This window comes from Paraburkholderia kururiensis JCM 10599 = LMG 19447 (assembly GCF_003986935.1).
In the GTDB taxonomy this organism is placed as follows: domain Bacteria; phylum Pseudomonadota; class Gammaproteobacteria; order Burkholderiales; family Burkholderiaceae; genus Paraburkholderia; species Paraburkholderia kururiensis.
On sequence record NZ_RJZE01000006.1, the window covers coordinates 219,029 to 243,537 of the forward strand.

The following is a 24,509-nucleotide window of genomic DNA, read 5'->3' on the forward strand; positions in this document are numbered from 1 at the left end:
GCCCCACCACTGCACGCCGCACGACCATGACGACCCACGCCGACGCCTCCCTCCCCTTCCCGCCGCTCGCCCGGCTGGCCGCCGACCTCGCCGCGGGCCGCACCACGAGTCGCGCGCTCGTCGAGACCGCGCTCGAACGCATCGCCGACCCGGCGGGCCAGGGTTCCACCGTGTTCCTTCACGTCGATGCCGCGAGCGCCCGCGCCGCCGCGGACGCCCACGACCGCCTGCGCGCCGCCGGTACGGTGCTCTCGCCGCTTGCGGGCATTCCCGTGTCGGTGAAGGACCTGTTCGACGTCGAAGGCCAGGTGACTCGCGCCGGTTCCCGCGCGCTCGCGAACGCGGCACCGGCCACGACCGACGCGGTCGCCGTGGCACGGCTCAAACGCGCAGGCGCCGTGATCGTGGGACGCACCAACATGAGCGAGTTCGCGTTCTCCGGGCTCGGGCTCAATCCGCATTACGGGCATCCGCTCTCGCCCTGGCAGCGCAACGTGAAAGGTGACGAGCGGGTGGCGGGCGGGTCGTCGTCGGGTGCGGCGGCGTCGGTCGCGGACGGCATGGCCGCCGTGGCGCTCGGCACCGACACGGGCGGCTCCATCCGCATTCCCGCCGCGCTGTGCGGCCTGACCGGCTTCAAGCCCACGGCCGCGCGCATTCCCAGACAGGGCGGCGTGCCGCTATCGACCACACTGGATTCGTTCGGGCCGATCGGCATGACCGTGGCGTGCTGCGCACTCGTGGACCGCATCCTCGCGGGACTCGAGCCGCATGTTCCGGCGGCACGCAGCATTGAAGGACTGCGGCTCGGCGTGCTGACGAACTACGTGACCGATGGCGTGGAGCCCGCCGTCGCCGCAACGCTCGATACGGCGCTCAAGCACCTGGAAGCCGCGGGCGCCATCGTAAGTGAGGTTCGGTTCGCGCCGTTCGACCGGTTGCCCGAGATCAACCGCTTCGGCTTCTCGCCCATCGAGGCTTACGCGTGGCACCGTCCGCTGCTCGCCGAGCACCGCGACGCTTACGATCCGCGTGTGCTCGCTCGCATCCTGAAGGGCGAACCGGCCACGGCCGCCGACTATCTCGACCTCATGGCCGAACGCGCCGCGATGCTCGAAGCGGCGCAAACCACGCTGTGGCAGCGCTTCGACGCGGTCGTGGCGCCCACGGTGCCCATCGCGCCGCCGCGCGTGGCCGACCTCGAACACGACGACGACGCGTTCGGCCGCACCAACGCCCTGGTGTTGCGCAACCCGTCCGCGTTCAATTTCCTCGACGCCTGCGCGCTCTCGCTGCCGTGCCACGCGCGCGGCACGGCGCCGGTCGGGCTGATGCTCGCCAGCGCGCCCTGGGCGGACGACGTCCTGCTCGCCACGGGCCGCGCCGTGGAAGCGGTGCTGAGCACGATCCGCTAGACCCGGACCGGCGCCGCGGAACCGGCGAGGCGCCGCGACGACCGTCACACGCTTCGCGCTAGAATCGCGCAACGCTTCGCCCGACTTAATCCACACAATTCGCACACGATTCGCCACACGACCCGATATGAACTACAACGATGCCCTGTTGCGCCGCGAGCGCTCCCTGCTGGTCCTGCTCGGCTTCATCTGCCTTGCGCTCGTGGGCGGCGCACTCTGGCTGCAATACTTCAAGAACGAAGACCCGTGCCCGCTGTGCATCATCCAGCGCTACTTCTTCCTGCTGATCGCCGTCTTCGCGTTCCTCGGCGCGCGCTTTCGCAGTTGGGGCGGCGTGCGCGTGCTCGAAGCGCTGGCGGCACTCTCGGCGCTAGGCGGCATCATTACCGCGGTGCGCCATGTCTATGTGCAGGCTCATCCGGGCTTCAGCTGCGGCTTCGACGCACTGCAACCGCTCGTGGACAGCCTGCCGCCCGCGCACTGGCTGCCCGGCGTCTTCAAGGTGGCCGGCCTGTGCGAAACGCCGTATCCGCCGATACTCGGCCTCTCGCTGCCGGCCTGGGCGCTCGTCGGCTTTGCTCTCGCGTTCGTATCGCTCGTGTTGAGCCTGTGGGGCAATCGCGGCCGGCGCTGAAGCCGCGCGGTTGAATCGTTAGGCGCAGCGAAGCGCGGCGGTGGCGCTTGGTCTGCGCGGTGTCCGCTCCTGGGTTGTGCGTTTGCCTGGTACGTTTGCCTCGCGCCTTTGCACCGCGTGTTTCGCGCCGTCTGCCCGGATCCGCGGTTGCTTCTTCGCGCCTCTGCGGCCGCTAGACCGGCCATCTGCTCTGCAGCAGCGCCTGCCATGCGCCTCAACGCCCCTTTGACCCACGGCCGCCGCGCAACTTCTTCCCCGTAGCCGGATCGTAAGAGGGCCATGACAGCCGGCTGATAGGCTTCATCATGCGCGGGAAATATTTCTGGCCGCGAGCAGTGCTATCTTCGAACCTGGATGGCGATCTACGTGCGCGAGGCCGGCTGCGGCAGCCCGATGCGTAACGCGCGCCCGATCCGCAATGTCTCCTGGATTCACCATGACAACGCAAACCATCCGCTTCTTCCCTCGTGGCGCGGTCCACGAAATGCACCGCGTCCCGGTCACGCGCATCGTGGCCGCGTCGCGGCGTGAAGCCGTATCGCGCCCGCACAACCGCCGGCCCACGCCCCGCGCACTTGCCACCACGAACCTGATCGATACGCGAAGATGTACTGAACGTTCGCGCGCCTTCAGGCCCTACGATTCCGGTGCAACGTAGAAACTGAAACGATCAATCCGCCGCCCGTGCGCTCCCGCGAGCGTTCGTGCGGCCCAGTTGGAGAAAGCCGCATGCATGCCTGGCTCACCGATCTGCAACACCTGCTGGCACACGGCGACGCCGCCGTGCTGGTCACGGTCGCGCGCGTGGAAGGCTCGGTGCCGCGCGATGCCGGCACGAAGATGATCGTCACGCGCGACAGCGCGCGCCACACCATTGGCGGCGGGCACCTGGAATGGAAAGCCATCGAGATCGCCCGCCAGGTGCTGCGTGACGGCATGCGCACGCCGCACGCGCGGCGGCTCGAACGTCTCGCCCTCGGCCCGAGTCTCGGGCAGTGCTGCGGCGGCTCGGTGGTGCTCGCGTTCGAACGGCTCGACATCGGCGACCTGGGCTGGCTCGCCTCGCTTGCCAAGCGGTTGGCTGCCGGCGCCTCGACCGTTCGCAGCGTATCGTTCGGCCCCGCCCCGGACGCCGTGATGCTCTCCGATCCCGAGCCCGGCGTGCACGGCTCCGACTGCCTGCTCTGGGAAGGCGCGGGCTTCGGCAGCGACGGCGCGCTGCTGACCGAAACCATCGCGCCCAACGAATTCGAGGTGCTGCTGTTCGGCGCCTCGCACGTGGGCCACGCGCTCGTGCGCGTGCTCGGCACGCTGCCCTGCCGCGTGCGCTGGATCGACCGCCGCGAAGCCGCGTTCCCCACACCCGATGTCTTCGCCACCTACGGCGCGCCGAACGTCGTCATGGAGCCGGGCGACGCGCCCGACGAAGCCGTCGATACCGCGGTCGCCGGCACGTACTTCATCGTGATGACGCACGACCACGCGCGTGATCTCGTGCTCGCGGAACGCATTCTGCGCCGCGGCGATTACGCGTTCTTCGGCATGATCGGCTCGCATACGAAGCGCAAGCAGTTCGAGCATCAGTTCGCGGCGCGCGGCATCGATCCGATGCAGATTGCGCGCATGAAGTGCCCGATCGGCGTGGACGGCATCGTCGATAAGGCACCCGAAGTGATCGCGATCTCGGCGGCTGCGCAATTGCTGCAGGCTGTGGAAGCAAACGTGCATACGCGCGAGCCCGCGTGAATACCGCGGGGCGCGCACCCTACACGTCATTCTTTACCCCAGGCACTGAAAATAATTCGATCTCGACATGAATAGTTCCGTCCCCGCCTCTCTCGTACAGAAAGCCGCCGGCGCACCGAAAGCCGAACTGCACATCCATATCGAAGGCTCGCTCGAACCCGAGCTGATCTTCCGCCTCGCGCAGCGCAACGGCGTGAAGCTCGCGTACGACTCCATCGAGGCGCTGCGCGCGGCCTACGCGTTCACGAATCTGCAATCGTTCCTCGACATCTACTACGCCGGCGCGAGCGTGCTGCTCACGGAGCAGGACTTCTACGACATGACCGCCGCCTACGTGGAGCGCGCGCTCGCCGACAACGTCGTGCATACCGAAATATTCTTCGATCCGCAGACGCACACCGAACGCGGCGTGCCGATTGCCACGGTGGTGGCCGGTATCGACCGCGCGCTCGCGGACGCGGAAAAGCGCGGCCTGTCGAGCAAGCTGATCCTCTGCTTTCTGCGCCACCTCTCCGAAGAAGACGCGCTCGCCACCTTCGACGCGGCGCTGCCGCTCTTTGAGCAGTACCGTCACCGGCTGATCGGCGTGGGCCTCGATTCGTCCGAGCGCGGCCATCCGCCGTCGAAGTTCGAGCGCGTGTTCGCGAAGGCGCGCGCCAAAGGCCTCAAGCTCGTGGCGCACGCGGGCGAGGAAGGGCCGCCTTCGTACGTGTACGAAGCGCTCGATCTGCTCAAGGTGGATCGCGTGGATCACGGTGTGCGCAGCATCGAAGACCCGGCGCTCGTGGCACGCCTCGCGGACACGCGCATCGCGCTCACGGTGTGCCCGCTTTCGAACGTGAAGCTCTGCGTATTCGACGACATGACGAAGCACACGCTCAAAGACCTGCTCGATCGCGGCGTGGCCGTCACCGTGAACTCGGACGACCCGGCCTACTTCGGCGGCTACGTCAACGACAACTATCTCGCCACCATCGAGGCGCTGAAGCTCGACGACGCTGAGGTGTACACGATCGTGCGCAACAGCTTCGAGGCCTCGTTCGTGACGCCCGAGGAGCGCGCTGCACTGATCGCGACGCTCGACGCTTACTGGCACGGCGGGCACGGTGAGCACGGCGGTAGCGTCGGCGCGAGCGGCTCATAACAACACAACAACAGCACACCTCTCTCTTCAGGATTCAGGAGACGTCGTACCCATGACTCAATCGGCTTACCGCGCGCAACTGCTGACCTTCACCGGCGACCCCGCGCAATCGTCCAGCGCGGCGGTATTCGACGAAGACGGCCTCGTGATCGTCGAAGACGGCCGCGTCGTGGCGGCGGGCGCGCACGCGGCGCTCGTCTCGCGGCTCGCGCCCGGCGCACAGGTGCACGAAATGCGCGACAAGCTGATCGTGCCCGGCTTCATCGACACGCACATCCACTATCCGCAAACGGACATGATCGCGTCGCCGGCGCCGGGCCTGCTGCCCTGGCTGGAGACGTACACGTTCCCCACCGAACGACGCTTCGCCGAAGAGGCCGTTGCCCGCGAGACAGCGCGCTTTTTCATCGACGAACTGCTCGCCTGCGGCACGACGACGGCGCTCGTTTACTGCACGGTGCACAAGCAGTCGGCCGATGCGTTCTTTGCCGAAAGCGAGGCGCGCAATCTGCGCATGGTGGCGGGCAAGGTGCTGATGGATCGCCACTGCCCCGAGTTCCTGCAGGACACCGCGCAATCGGGCTACGACGACAGCGCGGAACTCATCGCACGCTGGCACGGCCGCGGGCGGCAACTCTATGCGCTCACGCCGCGCTTTGCACCGACGTCCACCGAAGCGCAGCTCACGGCGTGCGGCGAGCTCGCGAAGCGCCACCCCGACGTCTTTATCCAGAGCCACGTGGCCGAGAATCTCGACGAAGTGAAGTGGGTAGCCGAGCTGTTTCCCGGTCATCGCAGCTACCTCGCCGTCTACGATCACTATGGACTGCTGCGCCGGCGCGCCGTGTACGGCCACTGCATCCATCTCGACGACGAAGACCGCGCGCGGATGGCGCAGACCGGCTCCGTGGCATCGCACTGCCCGACGTCGAACCTTTTCCTCGGCAGCGGCCTGTTCGATTTCGAGAAGGCCGGGCAGGCGGGCATGCCCGTCGCACTCGCCACGGACGTGGGCGGAGGCACGTCGTTCTCCATGCTTCAGACCATGAACGAGGCCCACAAGGTGGCGCGCCTCACGGGCCACCATCTCACGGCCACACGCATGTTCTGGCTTGCAACAGCGGGGGCGGCAGCGGCGCTCGACCTGGCGGACAAGGTCGGCACGCTCGCGCCTGGCGCCGAGGCGGATTTCGTCGTACTCGACCCGCAGGCGACGCCGCTGCTCGCGCGACGCACGGCACGTGCCAAGTCGCTCGAAGAACTGCTGTTCGCGTTCGCGCTGCTCGGCGACGACCGCGCGGTCTTCGCCACCTATGCCGCCGGCCAGTGCGTGCATCGGCGCGACGGACGGCGCGGGGCAGCGATCGGCGCCGGGGCCAGGCCGGCAGCGCTTCAGGCTACGCACTGACCGCTGACTTCGCTGGATTCGGTGCGGAACCGGCACGGGCAGACGAGACGAAACACGCCTTGAAGCGGCGGGAAAGGAAGGCTGCCGGCGGCGCAATTTCCGCGCCGCCCATACAGCGATTCGGGCAATTCGGGTTTTGCCGCCGCGATTGCTGCTATACTCCGCCGCTCATTGGGGAGTAGCCGCCTCGTTCCGTATGTGCATGCGCGAGCGGGGGTGTCCGTCAACAGACTTGGCCCGCGCGGCCATGGCGGACACAGCCTCTGGCCTGGCGAGACCGATGACCCACCGCCGCCGTCACAGGGCCCGGCGAGCCGTGGGTCGTCGCTCGCACACATCTCGGCCCGGGGATCATCAAAACGTGGAACAAGCCTTTCTGATTTCGACCGGCGCGGTCGCTCTCGCCGAAATCGGCGACAAGACGCAACTGCTTTCGCTCGTCCTCGCGGCACGCTACCGCAAGCCCATGCCGATCATCCTCGGCGTGCTGGCCGCCACCCTCATCAACCATGCCGGCGCGGGCGCACTCGGTGCGTGGCTCGGCACGCTCCTGACACCTTCCGTGATGCGCTGGGCGCTCGCGCTCTCGTTCGTCGTGATGGGCTTGTGGATTCTCGTGCCCGACAAGCTCGACGAAAACGAAACCCACCTGACGCGCTCGCATCTGGGCGTGTTCGGCACCACGGTCCTCACCTTCTTTCTCGCGGAGATGGGCGACAAGACCCAGATCGCGACGGTGGCCCTTGCGGCGCGTTTCCACGACTTCTTCGGCGTGGTGGCGGGCACGACGTTCGGCATGATGATCGCCAACGTGCCGGCCATCCTGCTCGGCGACCGCTTCGCTCACCGACTGCCGACGAAGCTCGTGCACGGCATCGCCGCCGTGCTGTTCGTGGTGCTGGGCGTGCTGGCGCTGCTGGGCGTGGGGATTTGACAGAAAGGCTGTGTGGGCCCGTGCCACAACGTAAGCGCGCGGGCCACATAAGGCGGGCAGGCCGGCTGGCCGTGCCCGCCAGCGTGAGATGAAGTTGACGACGGGCGCCGCTGCGGTTTGGAGCGGCGTTTAGAGCGTCATTTTCAGCGCGCTCTTTACTGCGGATTCTTCGCCGCCGCAGGCGCGGACGCTCCGGCAGGTGCAGCAGGCTCAACAGGCACCTCATTCGATGCCACCCCGCCATGCCGGTCCACCGGCAGCTTCACCGTACGCACCGCGCCGTTGGACAACGGAAAATCGGCAAGCGCGCTGCGCACGAGATACGGCATCGCGCGAACCAGCGAGGGCTCGTCGCCTGCGTTGCGCGCCGTCACGTTATAGACCTCCTTGCCCGTCGCACGCTCGGTGATCCGGATGCCGAGCGAATGCGTGAATACCGCGTAGGTCTGATTCACGTAGGTGGGCGGGAACGGACCCAGCGGCCCCCACGGATCGTACGGACGCCAGAACGGTCCCGGCCACGGGTTGTAGTTGTAGTAGACCGGCTGGGCGACCGTCATCTGGTCGGTGTGACTGCCGTAGGTCAGCGCCACGAGATAACGCGCGCGGTCCACAGGCGTCTGGCGGAACGCGTACGTCTCCAGTTCGTTCGCAACCAGCCCTTCGTAGGTACGCTGTTCGATGCTGTTTTGCTGCTGTGCGGTGCGCGTGAACGCGTAGGTGCGCGTGGCGTCGCTGCCGCTCCAGTCGGAAAACGCCGTCACCTGCGTCGTCACGTAGGTCGTGCATCCCGAGAGCGTCACGGCGAGCGTGGCCAGCATCAGCAGCGCGCGGCGCGTCCATTGGTCGAACTTCATGGTCTTCCTTATTGGTGCAGATGCGGCGGTACGGGCGCCGCGGTACGGACGTTGCGGGTCAAAGCCGACGGCGGCCCGATGATACGCTCACCCGCGCCGCCCGCCAAAAGTTCGCCGTGCACGTCTTGCGCAAGGCTTTGTACAATGGCCCGACGCGCCCGCCATCCGGGCGAGAAAGGCGCAGGCCCAAGGCTCATGGCCCGCCGCCCGCCCTCCGGATGCGGCTCCCCCGTTCCTACCTCATACGCCATGTCCGATACCGCCACGCCCGCCGTCATCCGCCGCGCCGACTATGCGCCCCCCGCCTTTCTGATCGACACCGTCGCGCTCGAATTCGATCTGGTCGCCGAACGCACCACGGTCAAGAGCACCCTGCGCGTGCGCCGCAATCCCGATGCCGCCAACGCGGCCGGCCGCGCACCGCATCTCGAGCTGATGGGCGAAGCGCTCGAATTCGTGAGCGCCGCGCTCGACGGCGAGGCTTACGCCGCCGTGCGCGTGCACGAGCACGGGCTCACCGTGGAGAACGTGCCCGATGCGTTCGAACTCACGCTCGTCGGCATCTGCAATCCCTCGGCAAACACCACGCTCTCGGGCCTGTACGTGTCCAGCGGCAACTTCTTCACGCAGTGCGAAGCGGAAGGATTTCGCCGCATCACGTGGTTCCTCGACCGTCCCGACGTGATGTCCACCTACACGGTCACGCTGCGCGCCGACCAGGCCGCCTACCCGGTGCTGCTCTCGAACGGCAACCTCGTGGAGGAAGGCGATCTGCCCGATGGTCGGCACTTTGCGCGCTGGGAAGATCCGTTCCGCAAGCCGAGCTACCTCTTCGCGCTGGTGGCGGGCAAGCTCGTGGCGCTCGAAGAGCGCATCCGCACGGCCTCGGGCAAGGAAAAGCTGCTGCAGGTCTGGGTGGAACCGCACGACCTGCCGAAGACGCGTCACGCCATGGATTCGCTGATCCACGCCATTCGCTGGGACGAAGCGCGCTTCGGGCTCGAACTGGATCTGGACCGCTTCATGATCGTCGCCGTGGGCGACTTCAACATGGGCGCGATGGAGAACAAGGGGCTCAACATCTTCAACACGAAATACGTGCTGGCGAACCCCGAGACCGCGACGGACACCGACTTCGCCAACATCGAAGCCGTGGTGGGCCACGAGTACTTCCATAACTGGACCGGCAACCGCGTAACCTGCCGCGACTGGTTCCAGCTGAGCCTGAAAGAAGGGCTGACGGTGTTTCGCGACCAGGAGTTTTCCGCGGACATGGAAGCCGGTAGTCTGAACAACAGCGCTGATAACGGCGGCGGCGCCGCGGCGCGCGCAACGAAGCGCATCGAAGACGTGCGCGTGCTGCGCCAGATGCAGTTCGCCGAAGACGCCGGCCCGATGGCGCACCCGGTGCGCCCCGAAAGCTACGTCGAGATCAACAACTTCTACACGATGACCGTCTACGAGAAAGGCGCGGAAGTCGTGCGGATGTACCAGACGCTCTTCGGCCGCGAAGGCTTTCGCAAGGGCATGGACCTGTACTTCAAGCGGCACGACGGCCAGGCCGTGACCTGCGACGACTTCCGCCACGCAATGGCGGACGCCAACGGCCGCGACCTCGCGCAATACGAGCGCTGGTACAGCCAGGCCGGCACGCCGCGCGTGACGGTGCAAACGCGCTACGACGAAGCCTCGCGCCGCTATGTCGTGACGCTCGCCCAGGGCTACGGCGAGGCGTCGCCCGCCGCGCGCGAAACGCAAAAGGGACCGCTGCTGATCCCGTTCGCGATTGGCCTGATCGGACCGGACGGTCAAGATTTGCCGCTGCGCCTCGAGGGCGAAACGCAGGCGCGCGGCACGACGCGCGTGCTGGAAGTCACCGAAACCGCGCAAACCTTCACGTTCGAGGACGTCGCCGCGAAGCCGCTGCCCTCGCTGCTGCGCAACTTCTCGGCGCCGGTGATCGTCGAGTACGACTACAGCAACGACGAGCTCGCGTTCCTGCTGGCGCACGACAGCGATCCGTTCAACCGCTGGGAAGCCGGCCAGCGCCTCGCCACGCGCGAGCTGCTGGCGCTCGCCGCACGCGCCGCCAGCGACGCACCGCTTACGCTCGACGACGCCGTGGTGGCCGCGTTCGGCCGCGTGCTCAACGACGAGACGCTCTCGCCCGCGTTCCGCGAGCTCGCGCTGATGCTGCCGTCGGAAGCGTATCTCGCCGAGCAGATGGCCGAATCGAATCCGGCTGCGGTGCACACGGCGCGCCAGTTCGTCCGCCGGCGTCTTGCGCAGGCGCTGAAGGCCGACTGGCTCGCCATCTACGAGCGTCACCGCACGCCGGGCGCCTATCAGGCCACGCCCGAGGCTGCGGGCCGTCGCGCGTTGAAGAATCTCGCGCTCTCGTACCTGGCGGAACTCGAAGACCCGGCCGAGGCGGTGCGCCTCGCGGGCGCGCAATACGACGCGGCGAACAACATGACGGATCGCGCCGCCGCGCTCGGCACGCTGCTCAATGCCGCGGCGACAGCAGGCGGCGCCTGGGCCGACGAGCCGCTCGACGACTTCTACCGCCGCTTCGAAAACGAGCCGCTCGTCATCGACAAGTGGTTCGCCCTACAGGCCACGCAGCGCGGCACCAAGGCGCGGCCGGTAATCGAGACGGTGCGCGCGCTGATGGCGCATCGCGCGTTCAACCTCAAGAACCCGAATCGCGCGCGCTCGCTGATCTTCAGCTTCTGCTCGGGCAACCCGGCGCAGTTCCACGCGCCCGACGGCTCCGGCTACGCGTTCTGGGCCGAGCAGGTGATTGCCCTCGACGCGCTCAACCCGCAAGTCGCGGCGCGCCTTGCCCGCGCGCTCGAACTGTGGCGCCGCTTCACGCCCGCGCTGCGCGAGAAGATGCGCACTGCGCTCGAGAAAGTAGCAGCGCAGGCGAAGTCGCGCGACGTGCGCGAGATCGTAGAGAAAGCCCTCGCCTGAGGTTGTGAAGCTTTGAAGCTTTGAAGCGAGAGCGGCCCGCGGCGGCATGCGTGTATTCGTGCACGCACGCGTCTCTGCTGCGGGCCGCAGTCCTGACGTCGGCCTCGACGTCGGTCGAGCCAGTGGCCTCGCCGTTACCCGTGATGCATCGAAGGGCCGACGCTGAGGCCACAGCGCGTCATGCGACGGCGGCTGGCATCGAACCGGAGCCGCGCACGTTCGGGCTCACGGTCGCCATCCACCTGCCGATTGCAAGCCGACGCTGCATCGCCACGTTGCCGGGCGCGAAAGAAGTGCCAAGCCCGGCGGAGGTGAGCGGTTAGAATTCGGGGTATTCACTGGCATCCCCGGAGCACAGCAATGTCCTTGCAACGTCGTACCACTCTCACGAAGTACCTGATCGAGCAGCAGCGGGAGAACAACAATCTGCCCGCCGACCTGCGCCTGTTGATCGAAGTCGTCGCGCGGGCCTGCAAGGCGATCAGCTATCACGTCAGCAAAGGCGCGCTGGGCGACGCGCTCGGCTCGGCCGGCAGCGAGAACGTGCAGGGCGAGGTGCAGAAGAAGCTCGACATCCTTTCCAACGAAATTCTGCTCGACGCCAATGAATGGGGCGGCAACCTGGCCGCGATGGCGTCCGAGGAAATGGAGACGTTCTTCCCGATTCCGGCCAACTATCCGAAGGGCGAGTACCTGCTGGTGTTCGATCCGCTCGACGGCTCGTCGAACATCGACGTGAACGTGTCGATCGGCACGATCTTCTCCGTACTGCGCTGCCCGGACGGTCAACTGGCTACGGAGCAGTCGTTCCTTCAGCCCGGCACGCGCCAGGTTGCGGCGGGCTATGCGGTGTACGGTCCGCAGACCGTGCTGGTGCTCACCACGGGCAACGGCGTGAACTGCTTCACGCTGGACCGCGAGCTCGGTTCGTGGGTACTCACGCAGAGCGACATGCGCATCCCGGTGGAAACGCGCGAATACGCGATCAACGCGTCGAACGCGCGCCATTGGTACGAGCCGGTGCAACGCTACATCGGTGAGCTGAACGCCGGTAGCGAAGGCCCGCGGCAGCACGACTTCAATATGCGCTGGATCGCCTCGATGGTGTCCGACGTGCATCGCATCCTGAACCGGGGCGGCGTCTTCATGTACCCCGCGGACAAGCGCACGCCCGACCGTCCCGGCAAACTACGCCTGATGTACGAAGCGAACCCCATGGCGTTCATCGTCGAACAGGCCGGCGGCGCGGCCACCAACGGCGAACAGCGCATTCTCGACATCCAGCCGACGAGCCTGCACGAGCGCGTGGCCGTGTTCCTCGGGTCGAAGAACGAGGTGGATCGCGTGACGCGCTATCACCTCGAAGCAAAAAAGTGAGCAGGGGTCTTGCCAAGCCAATGAAGAAGTCCCTATAATCGCGTTTCTCCTGATGCCGGAATAGCTCAGACGGTAGAGCAGCGCATTCGTAATGCGAAGGTCGGGGGTTCGATTCCTCTTTCCGGCACCAAGCATCATTCGAGAAACCCGCATCGTCGAAAGACCATGCGGGTTTTTCATTTGCGCGGCCGCTCGGCCGTGCCCCTCTCCCCAGCAGCATCCTCCCTTACACAGTCCGCGCACAACGCGCCGACCTGTTCTGCTTCACCCGCCTCGTCTGCCCCATTTGCCAAGCGTTTCGCTTCAGTCTGAGCCATTTCCCAAGACAGGCGATTTATCTCTAGCAAAATGATTTAAACCGGTTTAACGAACGTGCGCTAAAGGCCCCGCTCGCACGTTCATTCCTTCGCGCAGAGGGAACAGACCATTTCAGGCGCGAAGCGTCAACGCAACGCGCAGATCAGTCGTTGAGAAAGAACGGAAGGCAGGAAGGTCGATGAGGCTGACCCACAAACGGGCGCGGCCACGCCGAGGAAGAGAGGAAGAAGTGACCGACTCGCTCATCAACTGACGGAAGTAAGTGCCGGGTACCGAACAGTGCCGATGAACGCGACGTGAGGAATTAGACGCAACCAGAAAATTTTATTCCCAATGCTTTAAATACTGCGGCCTTGTGCCGTTAAAGCAACAAAAGCGCAGCCAGAAACATTGCGCCGCGCCGGGCCACTGGCGCAAACGAAGAGCCGAGGCTGATAATCGGCCTACACAGGAGAAAGATCATGGATGCCAAACCGCCGACGATTCCGACCCCGGACAAGGTGTTCAGCCCGGATCCGGAGCCCGCAGGCGTCGAGTTCCTCGGGGCTGAGTTGCCTGAACACGTACGCGCTTTTTTCGAAGAGCAACGCAAGGCGCACGAACCGAAATGACGCGACGGCTGAAGGCCATTCCGCGCGACGCCGCACCAATGGCGCGGCGGGTGTTTTTACGCGCGCGCATCGCCAATCGCGCGGCGGCCTTCCACGCCGCCTGATCGCACTCGCCTGACGGTTTTTCTCCTGCCTGGGAAGGGATGCCCCTACGCGGCACCAGCCTTAACCAGGGTTGCCGGCGTCGCCGACACCTGCGCGGCACATCGTCTATCCTGCGATTTTTCCGCTTCGGCCCTCCGCGGGCCCTTTCCCGATGACGTTCTCCTTTCGCCTCGCCGCGTCTTCCGTCGTGGTCGCGCTCATCGCGACATTCGCCCTCCCTCGAACCGTCCATGCGGACGGCGACGATACGGCCCTCACCAACCTGATTGCTCTCGCCTCCGAACGGCTGTCGCTTGCCGAGCCGGTTGCACGGTGGAAGTGGGCCCATCATCAATCGATCACTGATGCACCGCGAGAAGCCGCCTTGCTCGCCGATGTCGAAAAACGGGCCACGGCAGCAAACGTCGATCCCGCCTACGCACGCGCGTTCTTTCAGGATCAGATCGAAGCCAGCAAGATCGTGCAAAACGCGTTGTTCGAAAACTGGCGAGCGACGCGCCCGCCTGAGGGCCCGGCGCCCGATCTGGCAACCAGCACTCGGCCCCGACTCGATCAGTTGACACAGTCGCTCATTGCCGGCCTTGCGCGCGTTCAGCCGGTGCGGAGTGCGTCGGATTGTCCGACGCGCGTCGCCCGCGGCATCGCCAACTGGAAATCGCTCACGCGGTACGACGCGGCGCGCGCCGAAGCGCTCACAAAGGCGCTCCAGCACGTATGCGCGTCGGGCGGCGTGGGCGGCGTCGCCTGAGACAGCTCAGACAGCCGCGCTCATCTGTTCGCCGGCTGTCGCGAGCCCCGCGAGCGGAAGCGCTCGCAGGCCGCGAGCGAGGTGAGTCTGGAGAATTCGGTAAGTGGGAAGCTCGAACGCCCCCGGAGCGGCTGCAGCGGCAAGCGCGGCCGCCTCGTCCAGCGAAGGTGCGTGCCCGATGTAGCGCCAGCGGTCGACCACGTGGAAGGCGCGCACGTCCCCGGCCGCGTCTTGCTCTTCGAATGCCACCGCGCTGTCGAACGGCCACGGCGCGTCGACGGGGTCGTTTTTTGAAACGCGCGGCACGCGGTTGAACGCGGGCCGCAGACTGCCGATCCACTGAGCCTCGAGCAGCAGCGCACCCAATTCGCCGCCGGTTGCGCGCCATTCGACGCGGCGTACCTGCTGCGCCATGCGCAATTCGCGGGACGATCGTCGTTCGCCGGAAAGATGTGCGCGAATACGCTGGCGCACCCGCACACTGCGTCCGACGTAGAGCGGCTCGCCCGCTTCGCCGTAAAACACGTACGCTCCGCATCCGGCCGGCGCGCTCTCGATCAGGTCGTCCGTAATTTCGCCCGCGAGCCGATAGCGTCGTGTCGTGCGGTCAATCTGCACGCGCAGGGTCTCCGCCGGCACGAGCGTGTGAAGGCGGCCCCAGAACTGCCAGAGCAGATCGGCGTCCGCTAGCGCGCGGTGCCGATCCGCCGGCACAAGCGCATGCCGCTCGACGAGTGCATCGAGCCCATGGCGCTTTTCAGCCGGAAACAGCGCGCGCGACAGGCGAACCGTGCACAGTACGTCGGGATTGAACGCCAGGCCGGCCCGCTGGAACTCCGCCCGCAGAAATCCGCGATCGAAACTGGCGTTGTGGGCGACGAACAGCTTGCCCGCAAGCCGTTCGAAGAGCGATGGCGCAATGTCCTCGAAGGTGGGCGCACCGCGAACCATGGCGTCGCTGATGCCCGTGAGTTGCTGAATGAACGCGGGGATGGGCCGGGCGGGATCGACGAGCGTGCTCCAGCGCGTCACGCCACCCGCCCCGACCTCCACTACGCCAACCTCGGTGATGCGATCGACCCCAACCGAACCCCCGGTTGTCTCGAGGTCGACGAAAACGATGGGCAGATCGATGACGGGAACGGATGGCGAAGAGAGTTCGGACATGGCAAATGTTACGGTGGCGCGCGCGGTGTGGGCCAAAGTATGCACCAGTTCGTGGCGCGACATAACGGAGTCAGCGGTCCACGCGGATATTGCATGCACCGTCTGGGACGCTTTTTTAACGCGCGCGAGTTCCAATACCGGTCGATAAGGTGGCGTCTTCGTCAACACGCGATGCGCACAATTTAGGTGGACCGTAATGCGGCCACATTACCCAGACAGCCAATACTCCACTCAACGAGCGCGATTATCTCAGGGTTAACCCGATTACTCGAATACGCAGCCTGGCGACATTCAATGGCGAATTTGAATCGACATTGCTGTCAAGTAAAAATAAAAAGCCCCGGTTGAGATGCCGGGGCTCGACGACACTTTGGCGCCACAGGGGCGCGCGGACTTACAGCGGCTGGATGTTCGCCGCCTGCTTGCCCTTCGGGCCGACCTTGACGTCGAACGAGACGCGCTGGTTCTCCTTCAGCGATTTGAAGCCGTCGGCGCGGATCTCCGAAAAGTGCGCGAACAGATCTTCACCGCCTGCGTCCGACGTGATGAAGCCAAACCCCTTAGCATCGTTAAACCATTTGACGATACCGGTTTCCATGTTGCAGTTTCCCTCAAAATTTTAAAAAAGCGGGCCAAGCCCATACGCCGAAAAACGAAGCGGTATTCCGTCATCGCGGAAAGAGTGCGGTGAATGTTCCACAGACCGGTCGCACGTCGAAAATCAGCCATGCTTTTATAATGGCGGTCCAATGAGGCGTCAAGAGAATTTTAGAGAATAGATTCGCACCCGGCAGAACAGAGGCAACATGCATAAAACGAGTGCGAAAAAACTGCCATCAGGCAGCATCCAACGACGCAAATCAGCATTAATTACGCATTGGACGAACAGGACAGGAAATACTTGCCGATTTGTAACAAAACATGTCAATCGTAAGTGTTTCCACCGGTTGTTCGGCGCCTCCCTTCAACTCAACATGGGAGCTATTAATTGCGCCTTACTCAGGGAGAGGGCCATGCTGCTGAGCAAACTCTTTCATCTCGCCGCATCACTTGTTCGGCCCGTCGCGTCCACACCATCGTCGTCAGCCCTGCTGGACTCTACATGGCATGGCGACCACTGGCAGAACTTGCTGTCAGCCCCTATGGACGCACGCCACTACGTCATGGAAGATTGGAGCGTCGTTGCCGCATTTCAGCCGGAGCCGACTGGAATATTGGCCAAGCAATAGGGCCGCAGGCCACGCGAAAGCAAAGGCCAAAAAAAAGCGCGGCGGAAGCCGCGCTGACAAAGGTTTGGAGATCTTTTTCGTCAACGAAAAAGTCTGCTTCGAAAAGCAGTGGCGCCAGTATAACTGGCCGCACTAGAACCAATTAACAGCACACTAGACAACCATCTATTCCTCATACCGCAACAATCTGATTTTTACCAATTTTTGCATTGTTGCTTCCTCCTGAGTTGTGTCGTAATCGCACAACGCCTCGCAATTGACACGCTGTCGCCCAGACGGCGAATCAACCTCAAAGCCTTTTCCAGCAAGGCATCCAGTCACATTTCGACATAATTTCTCGCAGAGTAATACTTTATTGCGGAAATCGGAATGCGCTGGGACGAGGCGCCTCTCTACACTTTGCCTGTCCGGAAACCGGCGCGCTCGCTTGTCTGCGCGCTTTCACGCGAATTCCGCCTCTCGCAGCGCTCGCGTGATGGGTTTCCTTCAAGCCTGGGTTCCACAAAACCCATCCTGTACTCGGAGTTTACAAAGATGAAAAAGACTCTCATGGTCGCTGCCCTGTCGGGCGTTTTTGCTACGGCAGCTCACGCACAGAGCAGCGTTACGCTGTATGGCCTGATTGACGCCGGTATCACGTACACGAACAACCAGCATGGCCACGCCGCCTGGCAAGAAACCAGCGGGTCGATCAACGGCAGCCGCTGGGGCCTGCGTGGTGCGGAAGACCTGGGTGGCGGCCTGAAGGCTATCTTCACGTTGGAAAACGGCTTCGGCATCAACAACGGCACGTTCAAGCAAGGTGGTCGTGAGTTCGGCCGTCAAGCCTTCGTGGGTCTGGCGAGCGATCAATTCGGCGCCGTCACGCTGGGTCGCCAGTATGACAGCATGGTCGACTTCGTCGGCCCGCTGGCGCTGACCGGCACGCAATACGGCGGCACGCAGTTCGCGCACCCGTTCGACAACGACAACCTGAACAACTCGTTCCGCGTCAGCAACTCGATCAAGTACACGAGCACGAACTACGCTGGCTTCAAGTTCGGCGGCCTGTATGGCTTCTCGAACCAGGCTGGCGGCTTCTCGAACAACCGCGCATACAGCGCCGGTGGTTCGTACTCGTGGAACGGCCTGAACGTCGGCGCCGCTTTCCTGCAACTGAACAACGCCGGTACGGGTAATGCCGGCGGCGCAGTGTCGGATGACTTCACGTTCGGCGCCAAGCGCCAGCAAACGTGGGGCGCAGGCGCGAACTACACGTTCGGCCCGGCAACCGCAGGTATCGTGTACACGCAGACCAACCTGACGGGCCTCAACAGCATCTCGTCGGCAGCTTCGGGCTTCTCGAACGGCATCACGGGCTTCGGTGGCAACAGCGCGCACTTCCAGAACTTCGAAGGCAACGTTCGTTACGCTCTGACCCCGGCACTGAGCCTGGCTGGCGCATACACTTACACGCGCGCAAGCCTCGGCGGTGTCCACGCTCACTGGAACCAGGTCAACCTGCAGACGGATTACGCGCTGTCCAAGCGTACCGACGTCTACCTGCAAGGCGTGTATCAGACTGTGAACGAAGGTTCGGGCCTGACTGCGAACATCAACGGCCTGGGCGCTGCTTCGAGCACGAACAACCAGGTCGCTGTGACGGCGGGTCTGCGTCACCGCTTCTAAAGCGACAGGTAGCACTGCAGCATGAAAAGGCGCCGCTTGCGGCGCCTTTTTTCGTTTCGCCGCGCCGCAAAGAGCGACATCCTGCAAGTCTCGGCGAACGTCTGAAGACGCTTATTGCCGCGGCGGGTATCTCACGTCGAGCACATCGATGGGCTCTGGTCCCGCCGGCGTGTGCAGCGTCACCTGCTCTCCAATGCGCGCCTTGAGCAACGCCCTCGCCACCGGCGAAATCCAGCTCACGTGACCGCGATCCAGGTCGACTTCGTCGATACCCACAATGGTTACGGTATGTTCCTCGCCGTCTTGCGTCGCATAATCCACCGTCGCCCCGAAAAAAACCTGATCGAGATTCTCCTGACGGCTCGCATCCACGACCTCGGCAAGATCCAGGCGCTTGGTCAGAAAGCGGATGCGCCGGTCGATCTCCCGCAGGCGACGTTTGCCGTAGATGTAATCCCCGTTTTCGGAGCGGTCACCGTTCGACGCCGCCCACGACACGAGTTTTACGACATCTGGCCGTTCTTCGTCGATGAGATGCAGCAGTTCGCTGCGCATGCGCTCGTAACCCGCTGGCGTGATGTAGTTTTTGGCACCTGCCGGGATTTCGGCCTGGGCGACGTCGAGATCGTCGTCACTGTCCTCACTCGACTCTTTAACGAAGGCTTTGTTCATAATCCGCAACCGCAATAGACATCGTTCCCAAGGTTACACGAACGCCCGGACGATACAAACCGCGTCGAGACGCTTCCCTTTTTCCGCAGCTTTGCTATAATTTCGCTTCTGCGTGCGGCTGTAGCTCAGTTGGATAGAGTACTTGGCTACGAACCAAGGGGTCGTGGGTTCGAATCCTGCCAGCCGCGCCACCTTTTTCAAGGGCCTTCTTCCTGAAGGCCCTTTCGTTTCACACTGCTTACGCAGTACCCGGTTTGCGTGCGGCTGTAGCTCAGTTGGATAGAGTACTTGGCTACGAACCAAGGGGTCGTGGGTTCGAATCCTGCCAGCCGCGCCACCTATGAAGGGCCTTCCATCGGAAGGCCCTTTTTCTTTGGCTCCATCCGCGAATGCCGCACTCCGGGCGCCCAGCCATGGCTTATCAGGGCCGCGGGGCCGATCCGATATCGCCGATATGCATGTCCGGCCTCGGCGTGTCTTCCACCGACCACAGCGCACTTTGCTCGGCAATCGGCTCTGCTCGCGGCCCGATGAGCGCCTGCGCCTGCCGCATCACATCACCCACGGTATCGCCGAAGCGGCTCGCCACGAACGCGCGGAGCAGCGCGATGCGAAACGATTCGCCCCGCCCTTCCACCGTCCGATGGCTACCCTCGAACTGCGCCACGCAATGAGCGGAGCCTCGTTGATGGGCAGGCTCCTGCACTTCGAGCCGCTGCGTGCGTTCAAGCACCACCGACGCAGCATCCCAAGACGTGGACGGCGTGAAGCGGCCATCCCACGGGCGGCCACGGTCCGTGCCGCGAACGGCGACCGTGTTGCCGCTATCGGTAAAATGGATTTCCCGCACGAAGTCATGCAGGCTGCGGGCGACCCAGTAATCGAGCGCCACGCCTGTCAAGTCAGCTACCTTCATCACGTCGTCCCTCCCACACCTGGCTGGTAAGCGTGGAGACAGGCCTGCCAGGCAGTCCGGACCGTCAATAGTCCGCCCGCTCCCGGTCGATGCGCATTCCGCCATCGTGGCGATGGTGAGGCTCTTCGCTCGGCCGTTCTCGCGCGATCCGCATCACATCCGGATTCGTCCGCACCCGTCGCATCACGTTCGCCAGATGGACGCGGTCGCTCACCTGGATCACAAAGCGAAGCAAGGTGGATTCCTGCGACAGGTCTTCATCCATCGCGATGTGAACGATGTTCGCGTCAGCGGACGTGATGTCGGCCGCCACGCGGGCGAAAACGCCCTTGGTGTTCTTGACCAGCACCTTCACCGCTACATCGAACAGGCGACCCGGTTGCGGCGCCCAGGCGACGTCGATCCAGCGGCCGGGATCGCGACGGTGAATGCGCTGCGCGACGCGGCAATCCGTCGTGTGAATCGCCATACCAAGGCCGATGCCGATGTAGCCCATGATGTTGTCGCCCGGAATCGGGCGGCAACACGCCGAGAGTTGCACCGACATGCCTTCAGTTCCCGTGATGACGACGGGCGGCGCATGCGGATGATGGGCGGCTTCGCCGCGCGGATGCTCGTCGTCATCCGCGTCGTGGCCGCTCATCAGCACCTCGATGCGCTTGGCCATCACCGCGGCTACGCGGCGGCCAAGACCGATGTCGGCGAAGATTTCCTGGCGGTTCTTGTTGCCCGTCCATTGCACGAGCTTGTCCCACACCTCGGGTGTCACGTCCGCGAGCGCGTAGCCGTAGCCCTTGAGCGCCTGATCCACGAGCCGCTCGCCGAGCTGCACCGACTCCGTGAGCCGCATCGTCTTCAGGTAGTGGCGGATCGCCGAACGGGCCTTGCCCGTGCGCACGAAACCGAGCCACGCCGGATTCGGCTTCGAGTACGGCGCTGTGATGACCTCGACGATGTCGCCGCTCTTGAGCTCCGTGCGCAACGGCAGCAGCTCGTTGTTGATCTTCACGGCGACGCATTGATTGCCGAGGTCGCTGTGGATCGAATACGCAAAGTCGAGCGCCGTGGCACCGCGTGGCAGCGCCATGATCTTCGACTTCGGCGTGAACACGTAGACCGCATCCGGGAAGAGGTCGATCTTCACATGTTCGAGGAACTCGCTCGAATCGCCAGCTTCGCTCTGAATGTCGAGCAGCGACTTGAGCCACTGATGCGCACGTTTCTGCACATCATTGAGGTCGGCGCCACCGTTCTTGTACATCCAGTGCGCGGCCACGCCGGCCTCGGCGATCTCGTGCATCTTGCGCGTACGCACCTGAAACTCGATCGGCGCGCCAAACGGCCCCACCAGCGTCGTATGCAGAGACTGGTAGCCGTTCACCTTCGGAATCGCGATGTAGTCTTTGAACTTGCCGGGCACGGGCTTGTAGAGCGCATGCAGTGCGCCGATGCAGGTATAGCACTCGAGCGGCGTTTCCACGACGACGCGAAAACCGTACACGTCGAGCACCTGCGAGAACGACAGCTGCTTGTCGCGCATCTTCTTGTAGATGCTGAAGATGGTTTTCTCGCGGCCCGTAACTTCGGCTGAAATTTTCGCCTCGGCCAGTGCGCGTTGCACCGACTCCAGAATCTTGCTGACCACCTCGCGCCGGTTGCCGCGAGCCGCCTTCACGGCCTTTTCGAGCGTGGCGTAGCGATTCGGATTGAAGTTCGCGAAACTCAGGTCCTGCAACTCGCGATACGTATTGTTCAGCCCCAGCCGGTGCGCAATGGGCGCATAGATGTCCAGCGTTTCGCGCGCCACGCGGCGGCGCTTTTCCATCGGCACGGCGCCGAGCGTACGCATGTTGTGCAGCCGGTCGGCGAGCTTCACGAGAATCACGCGCACGTCGCGCGCCATCGCGAGCAGCATCTTGCGGAAGTTTTCCGCCTGCGCTTCCTCGCGATTGCGAAACTCCATCTTGTCCAGCTTCGAGAGGCCGTCCACCAGTTCGGCCACCTTCGCGCCGAAGCGCTCGGCGAGCTCGGCCTTGGTCACGCCCTGGTCTTCCATCACGTCGTGCAAAAGCGCCGCCATGATGGCTTGGGCGTCGAGCTTCCAGCCGGCGCAGATTTCCGCGACGGCAACCGGATGGGTGATGTAGGGTTCGCCGCTCTGGCGATACTGACCGAGGTGGGCCTCGTCGCTGAAATGGAACGCGGCCTTGACTTCCTTGATCTCGTCAGCGGCGAGATACGTGGAGAGCGCGCTCGTCAGGTTCGCGATGGAAACGACGCCGTGCTTGCGTGGCTGCTCCGGCGTGGCAGTCGGTCCGAAGAGGTGACGGAACGACTGTTCGAGGACTGCGTCGATGTAGTTGCGTGCAGACGAACTCGTCTCGGTTTCCTGTTCCACTTCCGTGGCGGCGGGCGACGGTGTCGTGCTCATGTTCGCCTCCGTATCAGGTGAGTCGCAGGTTAGCCGCAGCGTGGCGCTCGAATGTCTGCACGCGGTGTGAATCAAATGGCAATCGCGGGTGCGATCAACGCGAGTGCCTGCGAGTGCCTTATACCGGCACCTTCTTCAGCATTTCGATCCCGACCTGGCCGGCCGCGATTTCGCGCAGCGCAACCACGGTGGGCTTGTCGCGGCTTTCAATCTTCGGCGTATGGCCTTGTGCCAGCTGACGGGCACGATAAGTGGCGGCGAGCGCCAGTTCAAAGCGGTTCGGAATCTGTTTGAGACAGTCTTCGACGGTGATGCGGGCCATGTTGGTCTTCCTTCTCGATATGGTGTCTATTCTACCTTATGTGCCGGATGCGCCGGGCTGAGGCAGGTGAATGCCGAGCTGAACGAAGAGCTCCGTATGGCGTGCGTACTGGGACGCAAAACGCAGCCGCGTGGCAGCCACGAGGCAACGCAGTTCGGCAAGCGCGCGATCGAAGTTTTCGTTGATCACGACGTACTCGGCTTCGGCCGCATGCGCCATCTCGCTGCCCGCTGCAAGCAGGCGCCGTGTGATGACGTTGGGCTCGTCCTGGCCACGCTTTTTCAGTCGTTCTTCAAGCGCTTCCAGCGACGGCGGCAGGATGAAAATTTCCACCGCGTTGCGAAACTGCTTCTTCACCTGCTGCGCGCCCTGCCAGTCGATTTCGAGCAGCACATCGTGGCCGATCTTCATCTGCTCTTCGATCCACACGCGCGAGGTCGCGTAGTAGTTGCCATGCACCTCCGCGCTCTCGAGGAACTCGCCGGCCGCATGGCGCGCGAGAAAGTCGTCGACGGTCGTGAAGTGATAGTGCTCGCCGTCGCGTTCTTTCGAGCGGGGGGCACGCGTGGTGTACGAGATCGACAGACGAATCGCTTCGTCTTCTGCGAGAAGCGCGTTCACGAGCGTCGACTTGCCGGCGCCCGAGGGCGCCACCACCATGAAGAGATTGCCCGGATAAACGCCCGCGTACGGGTTGCGGCGCTTGCTCGAATCGGGGCTTTCGCTGCTTTGTCCGGTCATTGCCGAAGTCCTTCCGTCTATATCTGATTGTGTCTGCTGCTGCCGTTACTCGAGGTTTTGCACCTGCTCGCGCATCTGCTCGATGAGGAGCTTGAGCGTCATCGACGCATCCGCGAGTTCCTTGGCCGCCGCCTTCGAGCCCAGCGTGTTCGCCTCGCGATTCAGTTCCTGCATCATGAAGTCAAGCCGCTTGCCGACCTTGCCGCCCTTCTCGATGACGTGACGCGTTTCGTTCAGATGCGCGGTGAGCCGCGAGAGCTCTTCCGCGATATCGATGCGGATGCCGTACATCGTCACTTCCTGGCGGATGCGCTCGGCGATTTCCTCGCGCGACACGATGGTCGCCGGCTGGTCCGCCGCCGCGATACCCAGTGCCTCCTGCAGCCGCTCGACGATCTTCTGCTGATGCTTGGCAATCAGCTCCGGCACGAGCGGCGTGATGCGCGCGACGATCGCTTCCATTTCCGTGACGTTGCCGAGCAGCATGGTGGCCAGTTGCGCGCCTTCGCGGGCGCGAACGTCGATCAGATCGGCAATGGCACGCTTGCCGCATTCGAGCACCGCCTCGCGCAGCGTATCCGTCGAGATTTCGCTTTCCGTGAGCACGCCCGGCCAGCGCAGAATTTCGCCCGTGCGCAGGGGCCCCGCATCGGGGAACGCGGCGAGCACGGTGCGCTGCAGCACGGCCAGTTGTTCGAGCGAATCGCGGTTCAGCGCACCGGCGTTGGCGGCTTGCTCGCTGCGCTGCAGGTTGATGCGGATATCGACCTTGCCGCGCGAGAGCTTCGTCATGAGCATTTCGCGCAGCGTGGGCTCGCAGGCGCGCACGTCTTCAGGCATGCGAAAGTTCAGGTCGAGAAAGCGCGAGTTCACCGTGCGCAGTTCGACAGACACGCTCACGCCGCCGTTACCCTCGCCCGAGGTGAGTTCGCGCGTCGCGCTCGCATAGCCGGTCATGCTGTAGATCATCGTTCGCCTCGCGAAAAGGCCGATGCGCGACGCCAGGATCGCGCATGGCGTTGGATGTGAGGCGCCCGGCGTGTACGAGACGCGGGGCGCGCAAGACTGACATTATCCCATTTTTGGCTAC

At 64.2% G+C, this 24,509-nt stretch carries 21 protein-coding genes, 3 tRNA genes and 1 riboswitch; of the genes, 15 read left to right on the forward strand and 9 right to left on the reverse strand.

Annotated elements, in window-relative coordinates; all coding sequences use genetic code 11:
* Positions 1–26: 26 nt before the first annotated feature.
* The 6 genes from PKKP23_RS09440 (at position 27) to PKKP23_RS09470 (ending at position 7,281) form a co-directional block, all read left to right on the forward strand.
* On the forward strand, positions 27–1,415 hold the full coding sequence (locus PKKP23_RS09440) for an amidase (protein ID WP_126876732.1): 1,389 nt from the start codon (positions 27–29) through the stop codon (positions 1,413–1,415).
* A 127-nt stretch (positions 1,416–1,542) separates the two neighbouring features.
* Positions 1,543–2,049, forward strand: coding sequence for a disulfide bond formation protein B (locus tag PKKP23_RS09445; protein ID WP_017774558.1), 507 nt, complete (start codon positions 1,543–1,545; stop codon positions 2,047–2,049).
* A gap of 729 nt (positions 2,050–2,778) precedes the next feature.
* On the forward strand, positions 2,779–3,795 hold the full coding sequence (gene xdhC / locus PKKP23_RS09455) for a xanthine dehydrogenase accessory protein XdhC (RefSeq protein WP_126876694.1): 1,017 nt from the start codon (positions 2,779–2,781) through the stop codon (positions 3,793–3,795).
* Positions 3,796–3,862: 67 nt separating this feature from the next.
* Positions 3,863–4,939 carry an adenosine deaminase gene (locus tag PKKP23_RS09460; RefSeq protein ID WP_126876695.1) on the forward strand — a complete coding sequence of 359 codons (1,077 nt, stop codon included), beginning with the start codon at positions 3,863–3,865 and terminating at the stop codon, positions 4,937–4,939.
* Between the two features lie 52 nt (positions 4,940–4,991).
* The gene (gene guaD / locus PKKP23_RS09465) at positions 4,992–6,347 is read left to right on the forward strand and encodes a guanine deaminase (protein ID WP_126876696.1); all 1,356 of its coding nucleotides are present in this window, start codon (positions 4,992–4,994) and stop codon (positions 6,345–6,347) included.
* 161 nt (positions 6,348–6,508) lie between these two features.
* Positions 6,509–6,653: riboswitch (yybP-ykoY riboswitch) on the forward strand.
* Positions 6,654–6,708: 55 nt separating this feature from the next.
* On the forward strand, positions 6,709–7,281 hold the full coding sequence (locus PKKP23_RS09470) for a TMEM165/GDT1 family protein (RefSeq protein ID WP_017774554.1): 573 nt from the start codon (positions 6,709–6,711) through the stop codon (positions 7,279–7,281).
* Between the two features lie 155 nt (positions 7,282–7,436).
* On the opposite strand, the gene PKKP23_RS09475 is transcribed toward PKKP23_RS09470, so the two are convergent.
* The gene (locus PKKP23_RS09475; RefSeq protein WP_126876697.1) at positions 7,437–8,138 is read right to left on the reverse strand and encodes a DUF4136 domain-containing protein; all 702 of its coding nucleotides are present in this window, start codon (positions 8,136–8,138) and stop codon (positions 7,437–7,439) included.
* Between the two features lie 249 nt (positions 8,139–8,387).
* Here PKKP23_RS09475 and pepN point away from each other — a divergent pair, with 249 nt between their 5' ends.
* The 5 genes from pepN (at position 8,388) to PKKP23_RS09495 (ending at position 14,273) form a co-directional block, all read left to right on the forward strand.
* Positions 8,388–11,114: an aminopeptidase N gene (gene pepN / locus PKKP23_RS09480; RefSeq protein WP_126876698.1), complete on the forward strand. Its 2,727-nt coding sequence runs from the start codon at positions 8,388–8,390 to the stop codon at positions 11,112–11,114.
* A gap of 360 nt (positions 11,115–11,474) precedes the next feature.
* Positions 11,475–12,491: a class 1 fructose-bisphosphatase gene (locus PKKP23_RS09485; protein WP_017774550.1), complete on the forward strand. Its 1,017-nt coding sequence runs from the start codon at positions 11,475–11,477 to the stop codon at positions 12,489–12,491.
* A 54-nt stretch (positions 12,492–12,545) separates the two neighbouring features.
* Positions 12,546–12,621: transfer RNA gene (locus PKKP23_RS09490), tRNA-Thr, on the forward strand.
* Positions 12,622–13,270: 649 nt separating this feature from the next.
* Positions 13,271–13,420 (forward strand): hypothetical protein, encoded by a 150-nt coding sequence (locus tag PKKP23_RS34075; protein WP_017774549.1) that lies wholly within the window; start codon positions 13,271–13,273, stop codon positions 13,418–13,420.
* A 256-nt stretch (positions 13,421–13,676) separates the two neighbouring features.
* Complete coding sequence (locus PKKP23_RS09495; protein WP_033350957.1) at positions 13,677–14,273, forward strand: chorismate mutase; 597 nt, start codon at positions 13,677–13,679, stop codon at positions 14,271–14,273.
* A 6-nt stretch (positions 14,274–14,279) separates the two neighbouring features.
* Here PKKP23_RS09495 and PKKP23_RS09500 read toward each other — a convergent pair whose 3' ends face one another.
* Together PKKP23_RS09500 and PKKP23_RS09505 are read right to left on the reverse strand one after the other, a co-directional pair.
* Positions 14,280–15,440: an exonuclease domain-containing protein gene (locus tag PKKP23_RS09500; RefSeq protein WP_126876699.1), complete on the reverse strand. Its 1,161-nt coding sequence runs from the start codon at positions 15,438–15,440 to the stop codon at positions 14,280–14,282.
* A gap of 394 nt (positions 15,441–15,834) precedes the next feature.
* Complete coding sequence (locus tag PKKP23_RS09505; protein ID WP_017774545.1) at positions 15,835–16,038, reverse strand: cold-shock protein; 204 nt, start codon at positions 16,036–16,038, stop codon at positions 15,835–15,837.
* Positions 16,039–16,453: 415 nt separating this feature from the next.
* Here PKKP23_RS09505 and PKKP23_RS09510 point away from each other — a divergent pair, with 415 nt between their 5' ends.
* Together PKKP23_RS09510 and PKKP23_RS09515 are read left to right on the forward strand one after the other, a co-directional pair.
* Positions 16,454–16,669, forward strand: a complete 216-nt coding sequence (locus PKKP23_RS09510; RefSeq protein ID WP_081601801.1) for a hypothetical protein — start codon at positions 16,454–16,456, stop codon at positions 16,667–16,669.
* Between the two features lie 534 nt (positions 16,670–17,203).
* Positions 17,204–18,337, forward strand: coding sequence for a porin (locus PKKP23_RS09515; RefSeq protein WP_126876700.1), 1,134 nt, complete (start codon positions 17,204–17,206; stop codon positions 18,335–18,337).
* Positions 18,338–18,448: 111 nt separating this feature from the next.
* On the opposite strand, the gene greB is transcribed toward PKKP23_RS09515, so the two are convergent.
* Positions 18,449–19,009 (reverse strand): transcription elongation factor GreB, encoded by a 561-nt coding sequence (gene greB / locus PKKP23_RS09520; protein ID WP_126876701.1) that lies wholly within the window; start codon positions 19,007–19,009, stop codon positions 18,449–18,451.
* 114 nt (positions 19,010–19,123) lie between these two features.
* Here greB and PKKP23_RS09525 point away from each other — a divergent pair.
* Positions 19,124–19,200 (forward strand) — tRNA-Arg (locus tag PKKP23_RS09525).
* A 69-nt stretch (positions 19,201–19,269) separates the two neighbouring features.
* Positions 19,270–19,346 (forward strand) — tRNA-Arg (locus PKKP23_RS09530).
* 84 nt (positions 19,347–19,430) lie between these two features.
* On the opposite strand, the gene PKKP23_RS09535 is transcribed toward PKKP23_RS09530, so the two are convergent.
* The 5 genes from PKKP23_RS09535 to PKKP23_RS09555 form a co-directional block, all read right to left on the reverse strand.
* Positions 19,431–19,925 carry a phage protein NinX family protein gene (locus tag PKKP23_RS09535; RefSeq protein ID WP_026121381.1) on the reverse strand — a complete coding sequence of 165 codons (495 nt, stop codon included), beginning with the start codon at positions 19,923–19,925 and terminating at the stop codon, positions 19,431–19,433.
* Between the two features lie 64 nt (positions 19,926–19,989).
* Entirely contained in the window at positions 19,990–22,356 is a 2,367-nt protein-coding gene (locus PKKP23_RS09540; protein ID WP_126876702.1) for a RelA/SpoT family protein, read from the reverse strand.
* A gap of 118 nt (positions 22,357–22,474) precedes the next feature.
* Positions 22,475–22,678, reverse strand: a complete 204-nt coding sequence (gene rpoZ, locus PKKP23_RS09545) for a DNA-directed RNA polymerase subunit omega (RefSeq protein WP_006999799.1) — start codon at positions 22,676–22,678, stop codon at positions 22,475–22,477.
* Positions 22,679–22,714: 36 nt separating this feature from the next.
* A complete protein-coding gene (gmk, locus tag PKKP23_RS09550) occupies positions 22,715–23,419 on the reverse strand; it encodes a guanylate kinase (protein ID WP_017774540.1) in 705 nt (234 codons plus the stop codon).
* 45 nt (positions 23,420–23,464) lie between these two features.
* Complete coding sequence (locus PKKP23_RS09555) at positions 23,465–24,388, reverse strand: YicC/YloC family endoribonuclease (protein ID WP_017774539.1); 924 nt, start codon at positions 24,386–24,388, stop codon at positions 23,465–23,467.
* Positions 24,389–24,509 lie beyond the last annotated feature (121 nt).